Here is a 19,976-nt window from a genome sequence, read left to right on the forward strand (position 1 = left end):
CGCGGGCCGGAAGCTGCTCCGGTCGCGATACCGCCCGTCGGCGGGACGAGGAACGTCAGTTCTTGCTCACCAGCCAGTAGCGCATGATGAGCGTCTCGTCCATGGTGTCCTCGAGACCGCTGATCTCGGGCCGTGCGAACACGTACGGCACCTCCTGGAACAGCGGGATGTTGACGACGTCCTCGGCCGCCTTCTGCTGGATCTGGTCGAAGATGTCGGTGCGGGCGTCCGCGTCGAGCTCGGCCTGCTCGGCCAGCACGAGTTCGTCCATCTCGGGGTCGTTGTACATCGATCCCACGAAACCCTCGGACCAGTAGAACTGCTCCACGTAGGTGTCGGGGTCGATGTAGTCGGGGTTCCAGCCGAGCATGAAGACCGGGTACTGCCCGTCCTCGCCCGGCCACGCCTCGGTGGTGAACTGGGCCCAGTCGGTGGAGACGAGCTCGACCTCGAACAGGCCGCTCTCCTCGAGCATGCGCTCGATCACCTGGACCAGCGAGGGCTCGGTCGGGCCGTAGCGCTCACCGCCGTAGTGGAGGCTGAACGAGACGGTCTCGTCGATGAAGTCGCTGGGCTCCATGTCGTCGTACTCCTGGAAGTACGGCTGCGACTCGGGGTAGCCCGGCGGAATCATCGAGTAGATGGGCTCGACCTTGCCGTTGAAGACGTCCTCGGAGATGCGCTCGCGGTCCATGGCCGCGGCGATCGCCCGGCGCACGTCGGGGTCGCTGACCTCGTCGTGGAACGGGTTGAGCACGATGTAGCGCGTGCGCCCGCCCTCACCGGCGATGACCTGGATGTCGTCGTTGCCTTCGAGGTCGGCCTGCTCGTCGGGGCTGAAGTCGCGGTGCGCGACGTCGATCTCGCCACTCTCGAGTGCCAGCTTCATCTGGCTCGAGGTCTGGAAGAAGCGGATCATGACCCGGTCGTTGGCCGGGGCGTCGCCCCAGTAGTTCGGGTTGGCCTCGAGGGTGATGGACTCACCCTCGCGGAACTCGGCCACGGTGTAGGGGCCGGTGCCGATCAGCTCCTCCTGGACGAACTCCTCGGCGGCCGTCTCGGCCTCCTCGGCGTCCTCTTCCTCGATGGCGTTGCTGGGCGCCGGGTAGCTGCCGTCGCTCGGCACGATCGTGGCCACCGTGTAGGCCAGACGTGCGAGGAAGGTGCTGTTGGGCTGCGACAGGTTGACGACGGCCGTCCGCTCGTCGGGCGTCTCGACGCTGTCGATGACGAACAGCATCGAGGCAGCACCCGCCGGGTGGGCCATGTCGACGACGCGGTCCAACGAGAACTTGACGTCCTCGCTGGTGAGTTCGTGACCGTTGGAGAAGGTCACGCCCTCACGGATCGTGAAGGTGTAGGTGAGCCCGTCGTCGGAGACCTCCCAGTCTTCCGCGAGCAGCGGCGCCGGCTCGGTCTCGCCCGGGGGGAAGCCGACCAGCGTCTCACCGACGTTCTGCAAGATGTTCGACGAGGCGAAGTCATAGGCCTTCGCCGGGTCGAGCGTGACGACCGTGTCGGTCGTCCCGAAGATGATGTCGCCACCGCCGCCGGTGGCCTGGTCCCCGTTGTCTCCCTGGTCCGTGGTGTCGGTGTCGTCGGTGCCCTCGGCACCTTCGCCCCCACCGCCGCCACAGGCGGCCAGCGCCAACGTCAGCGCAAGGGCTCCCGCAAGTGCCCGTCCCTGGTACTTCGAACGCACAACCTCTCCTCTCGAGGGGGTCTACGACCGCAGTCGTACCAACGTTCATACCCGTGGTCGGGCCCTCCGAGCGCGCCAGGTGCGCCGAGCGCCCGAAACACGCCGCCTCGACACGGTATGCCCGTGCCAACCGCCAGGACGGACTACACGCCGTGACGGTCGGCCGCCTCGCGCAGGAACGGATTGGTCCGTCGCTCGCGGCCGACCGTGGTGTCGGGACCGTGCCCGGACAGGATCAGCGTGGCGTCCTCGAGGGGCAGCACGCTGTCCACCAGCGACTGCGACATCTGGGCACTCGAGCCGCGGGGGAAGTCCGTCCGTCCGATCGACCCGGCGAAGATCAGGTCGCCGGAGAACAGCACGTCGTCACTCGCCGAGTCGGCCGAACCCAGCGGGAAGTCGATCGGCGCTTCGGCCAGCTCGCGCCCGAGGTAGGTGACGTGCCCTGGGGTGTGACCGGGGTTGTGACGGACGTCGAAGCGAATGCCGGCGAACGACAGTCGGGCACCGTCGTGCACGGCCTGCAGGCGCTCGTCCGGCGGGTCCCAGTGCAGGCCGAACTGCTGCGCCAGCACCTCGGGCGGGGCCCCGAAGGCGGCCGCGGGATCGTCCCACAGCCAGCGGTCGTCCTCGTGCAACAGCACCGGTACGTCCAACGAGCGGGCCAGGTCCGGGACTGCCCAGACGTGGTCGATGTGGCCGTGGGTGAGCAGGATCGCCTCGCACGCGACCCCGGCGGCGGCGAGGAGGCGGGGCACCTCGACCGCGCCGTGCTCCCCGGGATCGACGACCACCGCACTCCCCCGGGCGCGGTCCCCGACGACCCAGCAGTTGGTCTGCCACCGGCCCAGCGGCAGACCGAGCACGAACCGGTCGGTCATCGCGTCCTCCTCGTCGGGCGGCGCGACGCTAGACGAATCCCCCGTGCCACTGGGAAGACGTCGCGCTGCGGCATCGAGGGAACACGGCGGTTCCGCGCATGTCGGTCACCCGACCGTGTGACGCCAGATCGAGGACGTGATCCCAGATCGGGGCCAACCTCGGTCTGGCGTCACAGCCACGTCCTCACGTCACATCGCCCGTGACCAGGGCCTGGACGCTGAGCCGGTGATTCTGGGCGACCGTCGCAACCCCGACGCCGCACTTCTGCCCTCCGAGACGTTCGGGTCTGCACCGGTTGACGAAGCCACAGCAGCTGCTGTCGCGTCAAGCCGCAGAAGAGGTAGGGGCAACCCCCGATGCCGCCGGTCGCGGCTACACGCGACCATGACGCAACGAGGCAGGAGGGAACGGCGTTTGGCGGGAGCTTGACAGATCGCCTCCGGGAGCGGATAATGAACACTGTTAGGTTATCCGAACGACGTTAGGGCGAGCCCGATGGCGCTGGACGGCACGCCGGTCCGTGACCGGCGGCACCTGCAGACGCGAACCGACATCGTGCGCGTCGCCTGGGCGTTGGCGGAACGGGACGGCATCGCCGGGCTCTCGCTGCGCGAGGTGGCGCGCGAGGTCGGGATGCGGGCCCCCTCGCTGTACACCTACTTCGCCAGCAAGGCGGCGATCTACGACGCCATGTTCGCCGAGGGCTACCACGCGCTGGAGGCGCACTTCGACCTGGTCGCGTTCGAGCCCGCCGATCCGGTCGCGTCGCTGACGGCGTCCATCGAGGCATTCCTCGACTTCTGCACCGCCTCGGTGGCCCGATTCCAGCTGCTGTTCACGCGGGCGGTGCCCGGGTGGCAACCGTCTCCCGACGCCTACGCCGTGTCCGTCGCGACGTACGCGGCGATGACGGCACGACTCGCGCGCCTCGGCATCACCGAACCCGACGACGTCGACCTGCTGACGGCGTTGACGGTGGGGCTCGCCTCGCAGCAGCTGGCCAACGATCCGGGCGGTGACCGGTGGCGGCGTCTGAGCCGTCCCACCGCCGAGATGTATTTCGCCCACACCAGGAGACGATGACCGTGGGACTGGACACGACGACCGTGGTGGCCGACATCCGGCGCATCACCCGCGACCGCGACGCCGCCGAGGTGGCGACGGCCGCCTACGAGCAGATGATCCGCTTCCTCGAGGAACTCGAACCGACGGACTGGACGAGCCCGACCGAGTGCACCGGGTGGGACGTCGCGGCGATGGTCGGCCACGTCATCGGGGCTGCGAAGTCCTGCGCCTCGATGCGCGAGGCGGTACGGCAGCAGCTGCACGGCGCCCGGCACGCGGGCGAGTACGGCGGCAACAGCCTGGACGCGGGCAACGCTCTGCAGGTCCGCGAGCACGCGCACCTCACCCCGACCGACCGGATCGCCGAACTCCGCCGCCTGGCTCCTGCCGCCGTGCGTGGCCGCATGCGCCTGCCCGGCCCGCTGCGCAGGATCTCGCTGCCGATGGACCAGGGCGGCTCGACAGCCGAAGGCATGCCGGCGCGGTTCCGGCTCGGTGACCTCATGGACGTCATCTACACCCGCGACGTCTGGCTGCACACCGTCGACATCGCGCGGGCGACGAGCAGGGCGCACCCGGCCGACGCCGAGCTCGACCGCCGCATCGTCGCGGACGTCGTCGCCGAGTGGGCCAACCGGCACGGGCAGCCGTTCGAGCTGACCCTGACCGGTCCGGTCGCAGGGCGCTACCGCCACGGCTCGGACGGCGCGTCGATGCGGCTCGACGCGATCGAGTACTGCCGCGTGCTGTCCGGGCGCGCCGAACCCGACGAGGTGGGTGCCGACCTCACGCCGGATGCCGTGGCGCTGCTGCGGACCCGCCTGCTCTTCTAGCGGGACGCGGCCGTCTGCGGCACGACCCGGTAGGCGTCGTAGACGCCGTCGACGCGACGCACGCTGCGGAGTGCGTACTCGAGGTGGGTCGGGTCGCCGAGCTCGAACTGGAACCGCAGGACGGCCACGCGGTCCTTGCGGGTGGCGACCTGTGCGGAGGTGATGTTGATGTGCAGGTCGCCCAGCACGGCGGTGATGTCACGCAGCAGGTGCTTGCGGTCGAGCGCTTCGATCTGCACCGAGACCAGGAAGTTGGCCGTGACCTCGCCGGACCAGTCGACCGGCACGAACCGCTCGGACTCGTTCTCGAGGTCGGCGACGTTGGAGCAGTCGGCGCGGTGCACCGAGACCCCGCGGCCCCGGGTGACGAAACCGATGATCTCGTCGCCGGGGACGGGCGTGCAGCACCGGGCGAGCTTGACCAGCATGCCGCTGTCGCCCTCGACCTCGACGTCGTCGCCGCTGCCGCGGGCCAGCCGGATCGGTGCGCTGGTCGTGGTCGGCGGGAGCTCGTCCGCCGGCTCCTCCTCCACCTCGGTCAGTTCGTTGAGGACCTGCTGCGCCACCGTCCCCGCGCTGACGTGGTTCTCGCCGACGGCGCGGAACAGGGCCTCGACGTTCTTGTAGGACAGGGCGCGCGCCACCTCGGTGAGGTCACCGGAGGCCATCGCACGTGGGTAGCTGATGCCCTTGCGACGCAGCGCCCGTGTGATCGCGTCGCGTCCGCGCGTGATGGCGTCCTCGCGGCGCTCACGGTTGAAGTAGGCCCGGATCTTGGACTGTGCCCGGGTCGACCCGGCGATCTGCAGCCAGTCCCGCGAGGGCCCGGCGTCCTCGGCCTTCGAGGTCAGCACCTCGATGGAGTCGCCGTTCACGAGCTGGTGGTCGAGCGGGACCAACCGCCCGTTGACGCGGGCGCCGATGCAGCGGTGCCCGACCTCGGTGTGGACCGCGTAGGCGAAGTCGATCGGCGTCGAGCCGGCCGGCAGCCCCATCACCTCGCCCTTGGGGGTGAAGACGAACACCTCGTCCTGGTACAGGTCGATCTTGAGCGACTCGAGGTAGTCGCCCGGCTCCTGGACCTCCTGCTGCCACTCGAGCAGCTGCTCGATCCAGGGCAGGTCGTCGGTCGAGGCAGAGTCGCCGTCGGCGCTGCGCGAGCCGTCCTTGTACTTCCAGTGGGCGGCGACGCCGTACTCGGCGGTCTCGTGCATGGCGCGGGTGCGGATCTGCACCTCGAGCGGGCGGCCCTGGGGCCCGATGACCGAGGTGTGCAGCGACTGGTACAGGTTGACCTTCGGCATCGCGATGTAGTCCTTGAAACGTCCCGGAACGGGACGCCAGGTCGCGTGCAACTGGCCGAGGACCGCGTAGCAGTCGCGGACGGACGAGACGATGACGCGGACGGCGACGAGGTCGTAGATCTCGTCGAACTCCTTGCCGCGCAGGACCATCTTCTCGTAGATGGAGTAGTAGTGCTTCGGCCGCCCGGTGACCTCGCCGCGGACCTTCAGTTCGCGCAACTCGTCGCGGATCGCGGCCATCACCTGCTCGATGTAGGCCTCGCGCTCGGGGTTTCGCTCCTCGACCATCGCCACGATCTCGTCGTAGCGCTTCGGGTGCAGCGTCTTGAACCCGAGGTCCTCCAGGCGCAGCTTGAAGTTCTGCATGCCGAGGCGGTGCGCGAGCGGCGCGTAGATGTCCAGGGTCTCCTGGGCGATGCGCTTCTGCTTCTCGCGCGGCATGTGGCCGATGGTCTCCATGTTGTGGAGCCGGTCGGCCAGCTTGATGACGAGCACCCGGATGTCGCGGGCCATCGCCAGGATCATCTTGCGCAGCGTCTCGGCCTGCTGCTGCTGCTTCGACTCGACCTGGATCCGGTCGAGCTTGGTCACCCCGTCGACGAGGTGCGCGACCTCCTCGCCGAACCCCTCGCGGATGTCCTCGAGGGTGGCCGGGGTGTCCTCGACCGTGTCGTGGAGCAGCGCCGCCGCCAGCGTCGGGGTGCCCAGGCCCAGGGTGGCGAGCTCGGTCGCGACGGCGACCGGATGCGTGATGTAGGCCTCGCCGGACTTGCGGCGCTGCCCCTCGTGCATCAACTCGGCGAAGCGGTAGGCGCGGACGACCTCGCGCAGGTCGGCGCGGGTCGAGGCGCGGATCGCGGCCGCCAGCCCCTCGAGTTCGGGCGGGACCTGTTCACGCTGCACCAACGGCAACCGCGAGAAGACGCCGAGGACGCCGCTCGGGCGCGCCGGACGTGCCCCAGGGCGCGCTTCACGGCCCTGCTCGGTCCCGGTCCCCGACTCCTGCGCCAGCTTCGCCACCCCGCGATCAGTCGTTTGGATCCACTGTACCGACCGCCGCCCGGGGCACCGGGGCGGCCAGGGGCAGCCGCAGCACGAAGCAGGCACCGGGCCGGTCGGCCGCGGGCTCGTACGACAACCGGCCACCGTTCGCCTCGGCGAGTCGGTGGCTGATGGAGAGCCCGAGGCCCAGCCCGTGTGCCGTGCGCTCCAGTCCCGTCGGCGCCTGTGCGAACGGCGTGAACAGGTCCGGGACGAAGGCCGGCGGCACCCCGTCGCCGTGGTCGCGGACGCGCACCACGGCGACCTCGTCCTCACGGCTCACCTCGACCTCGACGGGGGCGCGCCCGTAGGTGTGGGCATTGACCAGCAGCCCGGTCACGACCTGCGCGACGTGGCCGCTGTCGGCCTCGGCCACCACGTCGGGGTCGAGGTGCGCGCGGATCGCCGACCCCAGGACCGGCCGCAGCTCGGCAAGCAGGTCCGCGACCGTCGTCGCCAGCGCCACCGGCTCAGGCTGGACGGGCGTCGCGACACGTTCGATCCGCGCGTGGGTCAGCAACGTGGAGACCAGCCGGGTGAGCCGGTTGCCGGCCCGGTGGGCCCGATCGAGCAGTTCGAGCCGGCGATGGTCGTCGAGTCCGTCCCAGCGCACCATCACGGTTTCGAGCAGGCCGTTGACGGATGCGAGCGGCGTCCGCAGCTCGTGCGCCACGCGCGACACCAGGTCGTCGCGCAGCCGGTCCAGCTCCACCTGCGCCGTGACGTCGCGGCCGACCAGGACCACGCCCTGCCGCGGGTCGTCCCCACCGCCGATCGGCGTGCGGTCGAGGCGGACCGTCCGGATCTCCCCCGAGGCGGACCGCAGCCGTGTCTGGCCGTCCTGGACCGGTTCGCCCGCCGGCGCGGCTTCCGCGAGGACGTCGTCGGCGCGTCGGCCGATCACGGCATCGTGGTCGGTGCCCGTCAGGGCCGCCATCGCCGGGTTCCAGACCTCGATGCGCCCGTGGACGTCGAGCAGGGCGATGCCGTCGGACGCACCGGCCAGCGTGCGCTCGAGGCGGTCGTGCTGGGCCATGCGGGAGCGTTCGAGCGCCTCCTGCTGCTGGAGCCGGCCGCGCTGGACGACGATCGGCAGCACGAGCAACGGCACCAGGGCCGGGGTGTGGCGCAGGAGCGCGGCACCGACCAGTCCGGTGGCCCCGGCGAGCAGTCCGGTGACGAGGTGGCTGACCAGGCCGTCCCAAAACACGGTGGGCAGCGGACGACGGTCGCCCAGCCGCTGCCGGAGCCCGGCGATGGCGACCCAGTTGACCAGCGTGAAGGTCGTGACGGCGGCGGCGATCGCGACGAGCCCGAGCGGTCCGAACGCGTCCGTCGGCCCGATCGCGACATAGACGAGCATGGCCGAGGCGACGGCCGCTGCGGACCAGGCCGTGTTGAAGCCGAACCGCAGCCTGCCCCGGCGCTCGAGCATGGAGGCGCCGACCGTCCCCGCGAGCGCGATCACGACCGCCCAACCGGGGCGGAGCACGCACAACCCCGCGGCCAGGATCAACTCCTCGGGGCCCTCGACGCCCTCGAGGTGTCGCCCGAGGATGTCCACGCCGTAGCTGCTCAGGACGACGGCAACGGCCCCGAGCGCCAGCAGGTACCACCACGGCCCCTCGGACGTCGCCGGCCAGGGCAGGCCCACGTACACGAGACCGGCCGCCAACACCGCGGCGCCCACGACGGCACACAGGATCACATACGACGGCACGCCGGCGGGAACGCTCCGGGCCTCGCTGTCGGTGTCCACGATCCTCGGCGCCTCCGATGCCACACCGGTGGACCTGTCGGCCGCCTGCGTGCTCGGACGAGGGCCGGCCCGGTGGATCAGTAGGTCAGCAACGCCACATGGTCGTACTTCAGTCGCTCGGCACCGGCGAGGAACGCCAGTTCGATCAGGAAGCCCAGCCCGACGACCTCGCCACCGAGCTCCTCGACCAGCTGGATCGCCGCCGCCGCCGTCCCACCGGTCGCCAGCACGTCGTCGACGATCAGGACCCGGTCGCCGGGCGCGATCGCGTCGCGGTGCAGCTCGAGGGTCTCGGTGCCGTACTCGAGGTCGTAGGTGGCCGTGACGGTGTCGCCGGGCAGCTTGCCGGCCTTGCGTGCCGGCACGAAGCCGGCACCGAAGTGGTAGGCGACGGGCGCGGCGAGGATGAACCCGCGCGCCTCGATGCCGACCACCTTGTCGACCGTGCCGCGCCCGAAGCGCGTGACCAGCCAGTCCACGGCGGTGGAGAAGGTGACGTGGTCACCGAGCAACGGCGTGACGTCCTTGAAGACCACCCCCGGCTTGGGGTAGTCGGGGACGTCGCGGATCCGGTCGGCCAACACCGCCGGATCGAGTTGGATCTCCACCTGCTCTCCTGTCGAGCGCGCCGACGCCGGCACCCTACTGCGACTAACGCCGACGCTTCTTGCGCTTGCCCTCGCCGCGGACGTACTCGGTCGTGATGGGCGCACGACGGCTGGCGCTGGCGGTGGGGGCGGCGACCTCGGCGTCGGGTTCGTCACCGCGGGCGAGCCGTTCGGTCTCGCGCTCGGCGGCCTTGCGCTGCTCGGGCTCGCGCATCTTCCACCATGCGAGGAAGGGCGAAGCCACGAACAGCGACGAGTAGACGCCGACCGCCATGCCGAGGAACAGCGCCAAGGCGAGGTCCTGCAGCGTCGTCGCACCCAGGACCTGGGCGCCGATGAACAGCAGTGCCGCGACCGGCAGGACCGACGTGATCGAGGTGTTGAGCGAGCGGTACAGCACCTCGTTCATCGACGCGTTGATCAACTGCGCGTACGTGCGTCGGCCCGGCTCGCCGAGCTGGACCGCGTTCTCCTTGACCCGGTCGAACACCACCACCGTGTCATAGAGCGAGTAACCGAGGATCGTCAGCAGCGCGATCACCGTGGCCGGCGAGACGTTGAAGCCCACCAAGGCGTACAGGCCGATCGTGATGAGCAGGTCGTGCACCAGCGCGACGACGGCCGCGACGGCCATCTTGAACTCGAGCCGGAAGGAGATGTAGATCACGACCACGACCATGAAGACCAGCAGGGCCTCGAGCGCCTGCTGGGTGATGCGCTGGCCCCAGTTGGGCCCGACGAAGCTGATGGTGGCGTTGTCGGCGTCCGACACCTCGACCAGCGCCCGCTCCACCGCGAGCGCCTCGTCGCTGCCGGGCTCCATCGCGTCCGTACGCACGAGTGCGCCGCGGGTGTCGCCCTCGCCCTGCAGCTGCGGGAGCACGTCGCGGGCACCGGCGTCCTCGGCGGCCGCGCGCAGGTCGTCGGAGGTCGTCTCGGGATCGATGCCCTCGAGCCGGTAGGCGGTCCCCCCGACGAAGTCGATCGACAGGTCGAGGCCGCCGATCAGCAACGAGCCGAGGCTGACGAGCACCAGGGCACCCGAGATCATGGCCCACAGGCGGCTGCGCCCGACGAAGTCGAAGTTGGGCGTCCTCATCGGCGTCCCCCTGCGGTCACGGTGGCCGGTTCGGCGGCCCGGACCGTCCGGCGGTTCATCAGCTTGGTACCCGAGAGCAGGAACACCAGCGGGCGGGTGAAGAAGTACATGATGACGATGTCGAGGATGCTGGCGATGCCGAGCATCAGCGCGAAGCCACGGACCGGGCCCACGGCGAGGAAGTACAGGATCACCGCGGCCGCCAGCGTGACGGTGTTGCCGGCCAGGTTGGTCCGGAAGGCCGACGAGAAGGCGGTCCGGACGCTGGTGCGTACCGTCTTGCCCAGGTTGGCCTCGTCACGGATGCGTTCGAAGAAGATGATCGAGGAGTCGGCGGTGATGCCGATCGAGACGATCAACCCGGCGATGCCGGCCAGGGTCAGGGCGAACCCGACCGTGCCGAGCGCCGTGACCAGCGACAGGATGACCACGCCGAAGATGCCCAGCGCCGCGAGCGCGACCGCCCCGAGCGCGCGGTAGAAGAAGAGCAGCCAGATCGCGACCAGCACCAGGCCGATGATCCCGGCGAGCAGCCCCGAGCGCAACGACTCGGTGCCCAGGGTCGGCGACACGACGTCGAAGGTGGCGGCGTCGAGGCTGATCGGCAGCGCACCCGTGCGCAGGATCAGGGCGAGGTCGACCGCGTCGGTCTCCTGTTCGGCCTGGGTCGCGCCGCCGGTGGTGATCGTCGCCTGTCCGCCCGTGATGCCGACGCCGCAGGCGACGCCGGGGTTCATCCCGGGCGCGGACTCCACGACGTTGTCGAGGACGATGGCGAGCATCCCTGGCTGGCCCTGGTCGCGCTGGCAGGCCAGGTCGCCGGTGATCTGCGCCCACTCCGCCGCGCCCTGGCTGTCGAGCTGCAGCGACACCTCGAAGCCGCCTTGTCCCAGGGTCGGGAAGGCGTCGTCGATCCGTTCGCCGGTCAGGGCGATCGGTCCGACGCGGTACTTCTCGACCTCGGCGAGGGCGGCCTCGTCGTCGTCGTCACCGGGGGTGGCGCCGTCGGTCGGGGACCCGCACAGGATCCCCGACTCCTCGGCCGGGAGCTCCTCGCGCTCGTCGACCGGGGCGGTGCAGTCGGGGCCCTCGTCGTAGGCGGGGTCACCGGGCACGAGGATGTCCTCGACCGGACGGAAGGCGAGCTGCGCCGTCGTGCCGATGATCTCCTGGACCCGGTCCGCGTCGGAGATGCCAGGCAACTGCACGATGATGTCGTTGCCGGCCCGCGAGATGTCGGGCTCGGCGACCCCGAGGCTGTCGACGCGCGCGCGGATGACCTCGACGGTCTGGTCGAGGATGTCGTCGATGCCCTCCTCGGGCTCGTCCCCCTCGAGTTCGGCGGTGTAGACCGCGCTGATGCCGCCCTGCAGGTCGAGGCCGAGGTTGGGCCGGTTGCCCAGGCCGAGGTAGGTGCCGGCGAGCAGCACCACGAGCAGGGTCACCATGAGGGTGGCGACGAGGCTCCGTTTGTTCACGTCAGGTCCTACGTTCGTTCGGCGCCGGCTGGATCAGCCGAGCGGGACGCCGTTGGCGGTGATGCGGAACTCGCATCCGAGGGTCCGCGCGGCGCGGCGGCACATCACCATGCGTTCCAGGAAGATCTCGAAGTACTCGATCACCGTCGACCGTTCCGTGTCGAGATCGAGTTCGAGGGTGATGGTGGCGCGGTCGGCGTCGACCCGCAGGAACGAGTGCGTGACGGCATCGTTCACGCGGTCGTGGATGTCCGTCGCGGTGTCGGCGCCCTTGCGGACCCGGCTGCGGTGCACGTCGGCCTTGTCGGCGAGGATCACGGCCGCGCCGACGGGACCGATGGAGGACCCGTACTGCTCCTCGTGGTTGCCGATGGCCGATAGCACCAACCCGATGCGGTAGGGATCCACCTCCAGCCGGCGCAGCGCGTCGTAGGCGATCCACGCGCCGGACAGGCCGTGGTTCATGCGGCTGACGACGTTGCCGACGTCGTGCATGTACCCGCCGATGGCGGCGAGGTCGCACAGGTCCTGGTCGGCGCCGAGGTGCAGCAGCACGTTGTGGGCGATGCGGCCGACCAGGTTCGCGTGGCGGAATCCGTGCTCGGTGAACCCCTGGGTGCCGAGGAACTGGTCGGAGAGCTTGATGAAGGCGCTGACGACCTCGTCCTGCTGCAACTGCGTGAGGATGGAGACCTGACCGGCACTGCGCTCGGCGGCCAGGGCGACCTCGGCGGCCTCGACGACCGCGTCCTGCGCGTCCGCCCCTCGCACGAGCGCGGCCTCGGCGGACTCGGCGATGGTCGCCGCCGGGTCGCTGAGGCCGGCCGGGTCGGCGAGCTGCTCGGGCCGCTCGACCTCGGCGGCCGCCAGCGGTGCCGCGTCGGCGCGTTCGGCGGCGGCCGGGTCGAGATCGTCGTGCTCGGTCACGCGGTCTCCGCGTCCTCGCGCACGACACGCGCGAGCGAGCTGCGCTGGAAGCGCAGCACGACGTCGTCGGTCACCAGCAGGTCCATGGTGTCGTCGGACAGGGCGGTGATGCGCCCATGCAGACCACCGATCGTCACCACGTCGTCGCCGACCTGCAGGTCCGCGACCTGGGCCTGGTGCTGCTTCTGGCGCTTCTGCTGCGGGCGGATGAGCAGCATGTAGAGCACGACCAGGAACAGCAGCGGCAGCAGCAGTCCACTGAGGTTTTCCACGGCGAGGTCCTTTTGGCGAGTCGAGCCCGCGCGGCCGGCTGACGCCCCGGAACCGGCCGGAGGTGACCGCGCGGAAAGCCGCCCAGACCGGTGGGGACGGTGGGCGGACGGACGGGCAGCCTACCGTCCAGCGTCCCGGCTGCCACGACGACGCCGCCGCTCCGCGTCCCGGTCCTCGCCCCGCGCGGCGGGTAGGGCCTCACCGCGCGCCCATGCGGTCAGCCGCAGCAGCGCGTCGCCCTCGCGTTGGGCGGTCAAGAGCAGCACGTCGCCGTTGGCCAGGCGCGTGTCGCCGCGCGGGATCAGCACCCGGTGCCCGCGCACGATCGCGGCGACGAGCGCGCGCTCCGGTGGGGGCACCTCCCGCAGGCGGCGTCCGTGCAGGGGCAGGTCCTCGGTGACGAACACCTCGATGAGGTCGACGTCGATGCCCTCGAGCGGCAGCGCCTCGGCGACCGGCGACCAACCGGGGCGGGTGACCTCCAGACCCAGCCAACGCACCAGTGGCACGAGGGTCGTGCCCTGCACGAGCACGGACACCAGCACGACGAAGAAGACGACGTTGAAGATCGCGCCGCCGTCGTCGAGGTCGGCGGTTGCCGGAAAGGTTGCCAGGACGATCGGGACCGCGCCGCGGAGCCCACCCCACGACATCAGGGCACGTTCGCGCCAGCCGTAGCGCTGACCGAGGGTGCACGCCCACACCGCGATCGGCCGGGCGACGAAGGTGAGCACGAACGCCACCAGCAGGCCCGCCAGCGCCACCCCCGGCAGGTCCGATGGGAACACCAGCAGGCCGAGCAGCAGGAACAGCCCGATCTCGCTGGCGTTGGCGAGCGCTTCGTGGACGCCGCGGATCGAGCGCCGGTGGCGGGGTACGAGGGCGCCGATGAGCAGCCCGGCCAGGTACACCGCGACGAAGCCGGAGGCGCCCAGGGTGGCCGCCACCGCGTAGGCGAGCGCCCCGAGGGCGCCGGCGATCACCGGGTACATCCCCTCGGCGCCCAGCTCCAGGCGACGCAGGGCGGCGACGCCGGCGAGACCGATCGCACCGCCGACCAGGGCGCCCCCGAACAACTGGGTGACGGCGAAGACGACCCAGTCGCCGGACGTGACGCCGGGACCGGTGAGCGTGGCGATGAGGCCGACGGTGAGCATCACCGCGATGGGGTCGTTGGCGCCGGACTCGAGCCGCAGCAGGGCCGACACCCGTCGCGGCAACGGCGTCGTGCGCATCATGGAGAAGACCGCGGCGGCGTCGGTGGACGCGACCACCGCACCGAGCAGCCCGGCGGTGAGCGGGTCGAGGTCGAGCACGAGCCAGATCCCGAACCCGGTGACTGCGGCCGTGATGGCCACTCCCAGTGTCGCGAGCAGCGTCCCCGGCAGCGCGGCCAGCCGGAGGTCGGTGGGCTTGGTGGTCAACCCGCCCTCGAACAGGATGAACAGCAGCGCCATCGTGCCGACGTTCTGGACCAGCGCGGGATCGCTCATGCGCACCAGCCCGAGGCCGTCGTCGCCGGCGAGCATGCCGAGGCCGAGGAACAGCAACGCGCCCGGGATGCGCAGCCGCGCGCCTGCGGAAGCCATCACGGCCGCCGTGACCGCCGCGGCGAGCAGCAACACGGAGCCGATCAGCAGGACACCGTCGACGCCGAGTTCGAGTTGCACACCGCGCCTGTCGTCACCTGGCCGAACACGCCCGTGCCCGGGTCCGCGCGCAGAAGTTAGCCGGCGTCGCCGCCGGGCTCGTCGCGGTCGTCGAACAGCGACACCGCCCCCGGCGTGCGGTGCGGCAGACCGCTCGCGGGCGGCGGCATGGGCCGGCCGAGGTGGGCATAGGCGCCGGCCGTGGCGATCCGTCCGCGCGGCGTGCGTTGCAACAGGCCGCAGCGGAGCAGGAACGGTTCGACGGCGTCCTCGAGGGTGTCGGACTCCTCGGTCACCGCGGTCGCCAGCGTGCCGAGGCCGACCGGTCCCCCGCCGAAGCTGTCGACCAGTGCCTCGAGGACCCGCCGGTCGAGCCGGTCGAGCCCGAGTTCGTCGACGTCGAAGACCTCCAGCGCGGCCCGCGCGACGGTGAGGTCGATGTGGCCGCCCGCCTCGACCTCGGCGTAGTCGCGGACGCGGCGCAGCAGGCGGTTGGCGATGCGCGGGGTGCCGCGCGAGCGGCTGGCGATCTCGCTGGCTCCCTCGTGGTCGACGTCGACGCCGAGCAGGCCCGCCGAGCGACGGACGATGGCGAGCAGCTCGTCGGTCTCGTAGTGCTCGAGGTGCGCGGCGAACCCGAAGCGGTCGCGCAGCGGCGAGGAGATCAGGCCGGTGCGGGTGGTGGCGCCCACCAGCGTGAAGCGCGGCAGGTCGAGACGGATGGACCGGGCGCCCGGACCCTTGCCGACCACGATGTCGAGTTGGAAGTCCTCCATGGCGGAGTACAGGACCTCTTCCACCGTGCGTGGCAGCCGGTGGATCTCGTCCACGAACAGCACGTCGCCGCCCTCGAGGCCGGTGAGGATCGCGGCGAGGTCGCCGGGCCGCTCGATCGCGGGGCCCGACGTGGCCCGGAACTGTGCCCCGACCTCGGCGGCGACGATCGCGGCCAGGGTCGTCTTGCCGAGCCCCGGCGCACCCGAGAGCAGGACGTGGTCGGCCGGCTGCCCGCGACGGCGGGCGCCGGTGAGCACGAGCTGCAGTTGGCGGCGGACCCGGTCCTGGCCGATGAACTCGTCCAGCCGCGTCGGGCGGAGACTCGCCTCGAGGCCGTCCTCGCCCGGCAGCGGATCCACGTGCAGCAACGGGTTGCCGTCGAGGGGTTCGTGGCCGGGACCGCCGGTCATCGGGCGCCCTCGAAGGCGGCGGCGCCGAGGTGGCGCAGGCACGCGCGAAGCACGTCGGTGACCTGCGCGTCGGCCGGCAGGCCGCCGTCGGCACCGACCGCCCCCAACGCCTGCTGCACCTCGCCGGAGGAGTAGCCGAGTGCCAGCAGCGCGTCGCGCGCCTCGGTCAGCAGGTCGGCGTCGGGGCCGTCGACCGACACGCCCGCGAGCTGACCGCCGGTCACGCCGCCGACCTTGTCCTTGAGCTCGAGCACCAACCGTTCGGCGACCTTCTTGCCGACGCCGGGGATGGCGGTCAGCGTCGCGATGTCCCCGCCTCCGATCGCGGTGCGCAGGACGTCGGGGCGGTGGGTGCCCAGGGCCGCGAGGGCCAGCTTGGGCCCGACGCCGGAGGAGGTCAGCAGCAGTTCGAACAGCTGCAGCATGCTGCGTTCGGCGAAGCCGTACAGGGTCATCGACTCCTCGCGGACCTGCAAGGAGGTGTGCAACTCGACCGACTCACCCCGGGCGGGGATGCGCTCGGCCGGCGTCACGTGCACCAGGTAGCCGACGCCGCCGACGTCGACGACCACGGTCGAGGTGTCGCGGTGGGCGACCCGGCCCCGGAGTGAGGCGATCACGAACGTCCTCCTGCGGGCCGGGCGGAGCGGGCCGGGCGGCGCGCGGGCGTGCCGGCCGGTTTCGGCAGCCGGTCCCCCAGTACCGCCTCCCAGCCGCCTCGGGCGGCGGTGTCGGCCGCGCGATGCGCGTCGGCGAGCTCCGACGCCGCGGCGGTCCCCACGACCCGGCTGGCGAGCCGCGACCGGGCCAGGTGGGTGAGGGCCACCGCGAGGGCGTCGGCGACGTCGGCCGGACGCGGCACCTCGGCGAGACCGAGCTGTGCCGCGACGAGGCGGCCCACGGCGTCCTTGTCGGCGTTGCCGGTCCCGGCGACGGTCTGCTTGACCTCGTTCGGGCTGTAGCTGGTGACCGACAGCCCGGCGCGGGCCGCCGCGACGAGGGCGACGCCCGCCGCCTGCCCGGTCGCCATCGCGGAGCGGACGTTGGAGGAGAACAGCACCCGCTCGACGGCGACGGCATCGGGGCGGTACCGCGCGATGGCGGCCTCGATGGCCTCCTGCACGGCCAGCAACCGCCGCTCGAGGGGCAGCTCGGGATCGGTACGGACGCAGGCGTGGTGGACGACACGCGGCCGCTGGTCGGGCCCCTGCACGACCCCGAGCCCGCAGCGCGTCAGGCCCGGGTCGATCCCCAGGACCGTCGTCGGCGCCCGCCCAGCCACCACGCGTCCTCCTCGAGCCTGCGCCCGAGCCTACGCTCGAACGTGCGTTCGTCCGAGCCTAGCAGCGTGGTCCGGGCGGCTTGCGGAGGCGCCCCGGTGGGGCGGTGCGGTCCTAGTCCTCGATCGAATCGATCAGGTCCTCGGGGATGTCGAAGTTGGCGTAGACGTCCTGGACGTCGTCGTTGTCGTCGAGGGTGTCGAGCAGCCGTAGCACCTTGCGGGCCTCGGCGGCCTCGGCGATCGGCACGACCGACGCGGGGACCATCGTCGACCCGGCCTGCACGATGGTGAAGCCGCCGTCCTCGAAGGCCTTGCGCAGGCCGGGGACATCGCTCGGGTCGCACCACGCGGTGTACTGCTCACCCTCGTGCTCGAGGTCCTCGAGGCCCGCGTCGAGGCCGACCAGCATGAGGTCGTCCTCGCTGTGCCCGTTCGCCTCGACCAGCACCTGGCCCCGACGGGAGAACAGAAACGACACGGAGCCGGGTTCGGCCAGGTTGCCGCCGGACTTGCTGAAGGCGCTGCGGATGTCGGAGGCGGTCCGGTTGCGGTTGTCGGTCAGGCAGTCGACGAGCACGGCCACACCGCCGGGCGCATATCCCTCGTACTGGGTCGCCTCGTAGGTGGAGGCACCGTCGAGTTCGCCTGCGCCCCGCTTGCAGGCACGCTCGATCGTGTCCTTCGGGACCTCGGCGTCCTTCGCCTTCTGCACCGCCAGCGCCAGCGAGGGCGAGGCGTCGGTGTCCGCCGTGCCGGCCTCGCGGGCCGCGACCTCGATCTGCCGGATCAGCTTCGCCCACTGCTTGCCTCGCCGGGCGTCCTTGGCCGCCTTCTTGTGCTTGATCGTCGACCACTTGCTGTGTCCGGACATCCGTTGCTCCGCGGTGCGAGGTGGCTGGGTGACTCGACCTGCGATCGTACCTGCAACGACCGGCGGATCGTCGTGTGGACCCGACCCTGCTCAACCCCCGCGGCGGTGTCGGGCGGCGTCGCGCGCGACCCGCCACCGGACGCGGAGCGCATGGGCGACCGTCGCCAAGAGCACGAACGCGGCACCTGCCAGCGAGCCCCGCACCGCCAGTGCGACGGCGAGGACACTGCCCAGCCACGGCACCAGCGGGGCCGCGTTCGGGAAGGGGACGGTCGACGCTCCCCGGGAGGTCCGCAGGCCGGCGACGACGGCCGCCGCCAGCGCGAGCAGCCCGACCGCGACCAGCACCGCGGCCTGGCCGAAGACCTCGCTCACGGACGTGTGCGTGCCTGCTCCACGGCAGCCACGAAGGCGGCGTGCAGCCGGTCGTCGCCGGTGACCTCGGGATGGAACGCCGCCGCCAGCAGCCGGCCCTGGCGCACGATCACGGGGTGCCCGTCGACCTGCGCCAGCACCTCGACCGCGTCGTCGAGGACGCGTTCCACCCGCGGCGCACGGATGAACGAGACGTCCATGGGCCCACCGTCGATCCCGACCACCTCGAGGTGGGTGTCGAAGGAGTCGACCTGGCGTCCGTAGGCGTTGCGCCGGGTGCGGACGGCGAGGCCGCCGACGAGCGGCTGCTGCCGGTCCTGGTCGAGTTCGTCGGACAACAGGATCATGCCGGCACAGGTGCCGAAGACCGGCAGCCCGCCGGCGATGCGCTCCTGCAGCGGCTGTAGCAGACCGAAGCGCTCGAGGAGCTTGCCGATGGTCGTCGACTCACCGCCGGGCAGGACCAGGCCGTCGACCTCGGCCAGTTGGGCCGGGGTGCGGACCTCGACCGCGTGGGCGCCGCAGCGGCGCAGTGCCCGCAGGTGCTCGAGTACGTCACCCTGGAGGGCGAGCACCCCGATCGTGGGGGCGCCGACCGCGGGCTCGGGATCCGGGTCGCGACCGACCAGCCGCTCCCCCGGTACCCAGGCGCGGCGGGGCCGGCGCGCGTCGAGTTCCTGACCGGTGTGGCCGCTCACCACCCGCGGGAGGCGTACTTCTGCCCCTCGGGCAGGGCGTCGATCTCGATGCCGACCATCGCCTCACCGAGGTTGCGCGACACCTTGGCGATGACGCCGGCGTCCTCGAAGTGGGTCGTGGCCTCGACGATGGCGCGGGCACGCTGCTCGGGGTTGCCGGACTTGAAGATGCCGGAACCGACGAACACGCCGTCGGCGCCGAGCTGCATCATCATGGCGGCGTCGGCGGGGGTGGCGATGCCACCGGCCGTGAACAGCACCACCGGCAGGCGCCCCGTGTCGGCGACCTCGCGGATCAGTTCGATCGGCGCGCGGTGCTCCTTGGCCGCGGCGTACAGCTCGGTCTCGTCCATCGTGGCGAGCTTGCGGATCTCGCCGGTGATGGAGCGCATGTGCCGTGTGGCCTCGACCACGTTGCCGGTCCCGGCCTCGCCCTTGGAACGGATCATCGCCGCACCCTCGGACAGTCGCCGCAGGGCCTCGCCGAGGTTGGTCGCGCCGCACACGAACGGAACGTCGAACGCCCACTTGTCGATGTGGTGGTCCTCGTCCGCCGGGGTCAGCACCTCGGACTCGTCGACGTAGTCGACGCCGAGCGACTGCAGGACCTGTGCCTCCACGAAGTGGCCGATGCGCGCCTTGGCCATGACCGGGATCGAGACGGCCTCGATGATGCCGTCGATCATGTCGGGATCGGACGCGCGCGCCACACCGCCGTCGCGACGGATGTCGGCGGGGACGCGCTCGAGGGCCATGACCGCGACCGCACCCGCCTCCTCGGCGATCTTGGCCTGCTCGGGCGTGACGACGTCCATGATGACGCCGCCCTTGAGCATGTCGGCGAGCCCGCGCTTGACCCGCGTCGTGCCGTGGGCGGCGCGCGAGGAGTCGGTGCCCGGGGTGGTGGCCTGGTTGGTGTCGGTCATGGCGCTCTCGAGAGTCC

19 protein-coding genes are annotated in these 19,976 nt (G+C 71.4%); 2 read left to right on the forward strand and 17 right to left on the reverse strand.

Annotation, left to right across the window (positions count from 1 at the left end):
• Nucleotides 1–55 precede the first annotated feature (55 nt).
• On the reverse strand, nucleotides 56–1,702 hold the full coding sequence (locus ACERMF_RS09980; RefSeq protein WP_373668932.1) for an ABC transporter substrate-binding protein: 1,647 nt from the start codon (nucleotides 1,700–1,702) through the stop codon (nucleotides 56–58).
• Between the two features lie 143 nt (nucleotides 1,703–1,845).
• Nucleotides 1,846–2,583 (reverse strand): MBL fold metallo-hydrolase, encoded by a 738-nt coding sequence (locus ACERMF_RS09985; RefSeq protein WP_373668933.1) that lies wholly within the window; start codon nucleotides 2,581–2,583, stop codon nucleotides 1,846–1,848.
• Nucleotides 2,584–3,079: 496 nt separating this feature from the next.
• Here ACERMF_RS09985 and ACERMF_RS09990 point away from each other — a divergent pair, with 496 nt between their 5' ends.
• Nucleotides 3,080–3,667: a TetR/AcrR family transcriptional regulator gene (locus ACERMF_RS09990; protein WP_373668934.1), complete on the forward strand. Its 588-nt coding sequence runs from the start codon at nucleotides 3,080–3,082 to the stop codon at nucleotides 3,665–3,667.
• Nucleotides 3,664–4,482, forward strand: a complete 819-nt coding sequence (locus tag ACERMF_RS09995; RefSeq protein ID WP_373668935.1) for a maleylpyruvate isomerase family mycothiol-dependent enzyme — start codon at nucleotides 3,664–3,666, stop codon at nucleotides 4,480–4,482. The genes ACERMF_RS09990 and ACERMF_RS09995 overlap by 4 nt, the downstream gene beginning before the upstream one ends.
• Here ACERMF_RS09995 and ACERMF_RS10000 read toward each other — a convergent pair.
• The 15 genes from ACERMF_RS10000 to pdxS form a co-directional block, all read right to left on the reverse strand.
• A complete protein-coding gene (locus ACERMF_RS10000) occupies nucleotides 4,479–6,806 on the reverse strand; it encodes a bifunctional (p)ppGpp synthetase/guanosine-3',5'-bis(diphosphate) 3'-pyrophosphohydrolase (RefSeq protein ID WP_373668936.1) in 2,328 nt (775 codons plus the stop codon). The two genes, ACERMF_RS09995 and ACERMF_RS10000, sit on opposite strands and share 4 nt — an antisense overlap.
• Nucleotides 6,807–6,813: 7 nt before the next feature.
• Nucleotides 6,814–8,586: an ATP-binding protein gene (locus tag ACERMF_RS10005; RefSeq protein WP_373668937.1), complete on the reverse strand. Its 1,773-nt coding sequence runs from the start codon at nucleotides 8,584–8,586 to the stop codon at nucleotides 6,814–6,816.
• 77 nt (nucleotides 8,587–8,663) lie between these two features.
• On the reverse strand, nucleotides 8,664–9,188 hold the full coding sequence (locus ACERMF_RS10010; protein WP_373669249.1) for an adenine phosphoribosyltransferase: 525 nt from the start codon (nucleotides 9,186–9,188) through the stop codon (nucleotides 8,664–8,666).
• A 49-nt stretch (nucleotides 9,189–9,237) separates the two neighbouring features.
• Nucleotides 9,238–10,293, reverse strand: a complete 1,056-nt coding sequence (secF, locus tag ACERMF_RS10015) for a protein translocase subunit SecF (protein WP_373668938.1) — start codon at nucleotides 10,291–10,293, stop codon at nucleotides 9,238–9,240.
• Nucleotides 10,290–11,771 carry a protein translocase subunit SecD gene (gene secD, locus ACERMF_RS10020; protein ID WP_373668939.1) on the reverse strand — a complete coding sequence of 494 codons (1,482 nt, stop codon included), beginning with the start codon at nucleotides 11,769–11,771 and terminating at the stop codon, nucleotides 10,290–10,292. The genes secF and secD overlap by 4 nt, the downstream gene beginning before the upstream one ends.
• Nucleotides 11,772–11,804: 33 nt before the next feature.
• Nucleotides 11,805–12,698: a phosphohydrolase gene (locus ACERMF_RS10025; RefSeq protein ID WP_373668940.1), complete on the reverse strand. Its 894-nt coding sequence runs from the start codon at nucleotides 12,696–12,698 to the stop codon at nucleotides 11,805–11,807.
• Nucleotides 12,695–12,970: a preprotein translocase subunit YajC gene (gene yajC, locus ACERMF_RS10030; RefSeq protein ID WP_373668941.1), complete on the reverse strand. Its 276-nt coding sequence runs from the start codon at nucleotides 12,968–12,970 to the stop codon at nucleotides 12,695–12,697. The genes ACERMF_RS10025 and yajC overlap by 4 nt, the downstream gene beginning before the upstream one ends.
• A gap of 120 nt (nucleotides 12,971–13,090) precedes the next feature.
• Entirely contained in the window at nucleotides 13,091–14,641 is a 1,551-nt protein-coding gene (locus tag ACERMF_RS10035; RefSeq protein ID WP_373668943.1) for a potassium/proton antiporter, read from the reverse strand.
• Between the two features lie 56 nt (nucleotides 14,642–14,697).
• Nucleotides 14,698–15,807, reverse strand: coding sequence for a Holliday junction branch migration DNA helicase RuvB (gene ruvB / locus ACERMF_RS10040; protein WP_373668944.1), 1,110 nt, complete (start codon nucleotides 15,805–15,807; stop codon nucleotides 14,698–14,700).
• On the reverse strand, nucleotides 15,804–16,427 hold the full coding sequence (gene ruvA / locus ACERMF_RS10045) for a Holliday junction branch migration protein RuvA (protein WP_373668945.1): 624 nt from the start codon (nucleotides 16,425–16,427) through the stop codon (nucleotides 15,804–15,806). The genes ruvB and ruvA overlap by 4 nt, the downstream gene beginning before the upstream one ends.
• The gene (ruvC, locus tag ACERMF_RS10050; protein ID WP_373669250.1) at nucleotides 16,424–17,089 is read right to left on the reverse strand and encodes a crossover junction endodeoxyribonuclease RuvC; all 666 of its coding nucleotides are present in this window, start codon (nucleotides 17,087–17,089) and stop codon (nucleotides 16,424–16,426) included. Before ruvC ends, ruvA begins: the two co-directional genes overlap by 4 nt.
• Before the next feature lie 112 nt (nucleotides 17,090–17,201).
• Entirely contained in the window at nucleotides 17,202–17,960 is a 759-nt protein-coding gene (locus ACERMF_RS10055; RefSeq protein ID WP_373668946.1) for a YebC/PmpR family DNA-binding transcriptional regulator, read from the reverse strand.
• 90 nt (nucleotides 17,961–18,050) lie between these two features.
• Nucleotides 18,051–18,335 carry a hypothetical protein gene (locus tag ACERMF_RS10060; protein ID WP_373668947.1) on the reverse strand — a complete coding sequence of 95 codons (285 nt, stop codon included), beginning with the start codon at nucleotides 18,333–18,335 and terminating at the stop codon, nucleotides 18,051–18,053.
• The gene (gene pdxT / locus ACERMF_RS10065) at nucleotides 18,332–18,964 is read right to left on the reverse strand and encodes a pyridoxal 5'-phosphate synthase glutaminase subunit PdxT (protein ID WP_373669251.1); all 633 of its coding nucleotides are present in this window, start codon (nucleotides 18,962–18,964) and stop codon (nucleotides 18,332–18,334) included. Before pdxT ends, ACERMF_RS10060 begins: the two co-directional genes overlap by 4 nt.
• 65 nt (nucleotides 18,965–19,029) lie before the next feature.
• Nucleotides 19,030–19,959 (reverse strand): pyridoxal 5'-phosphate synthase lyase subunit PdxS, encoded by a 930-nt coding sequence (gene pdxS / locus ACERMF_RS10070; RefSeq protein ID WP_373668948.1) that lies wholly within the window; start codon nucleotides 19,957–19,959, stop codon nucleotides 19,030–19,032.
• Between the last annotated feature and the right edge of the window lie 17 nt (nucleotides 19,960–19,976).

Origin of the sequence: Egicoccus sp. AB-alg6-2 (assembly GCF_041821025.1) — a bacterium.
Taxonomy (GTDB): domain Bacteria; phylum Actinomycetota; class Nitriliruptoria; order Nitriliruptorales; family Nitriliruptoraceae; genus Egicoccus.

What these genes read in the sequence shown, in the direction of transcription:
- ACERMF_RS09995 (WP_373668935.1), top strand. Translation starts at nt 3,664, where the DNA reads ATGACCGTGGGACTGGACACGACGACCGTGGTGGCCGACATCCGGCGC.
- pdxS (WP_373668948.1), bottom strand. Translation starts at nt 19,959, where the DNA reads ATGACCGACACCAACCAGGCCACCACCCCGGGCACCGACTCCTCGCGC.
- ACERMF_RS09985 (WP_373668933.1), bottom strand. Translation starts at nt 2,583, where the DNA reads ATGACCGACCGGTTCGTGCTCGGTCTGCCGCTGGGCCGGTGGCAGACC.
- ACERMF_RS10055 (WP_373668946.1), bottom strand. Translation starts at nt 17,960, where the DNA reads ATGTCCGGACACAGCAAGTGGTCGACGATCAAGCACAAGAAGGCGGCC.
- ruvB (WP_373668944.1), bottom strand. Translation starts at nt 15,807, where the DNA reads ATGACCGGCGGTCCCGGCCACGAACCCCTCGACGGCAACCCGTTGCTG.
- ACERMF_RS09990 (WP_373668934.1), top strand. Translation starts at nt 3,080, where the DNA reads ATGGCGCTGGACGGCACGCCGGTCCGTGACCGGCGGCACCTGCAGACG.
- secF (WP_373668938.1), bottom strand. Translation starts at nt 10,293, where the DNA reads ATGAGGACGCCCAACTTCGACTTCGTCGGGCGCAGCCGCCTGTGGGCC.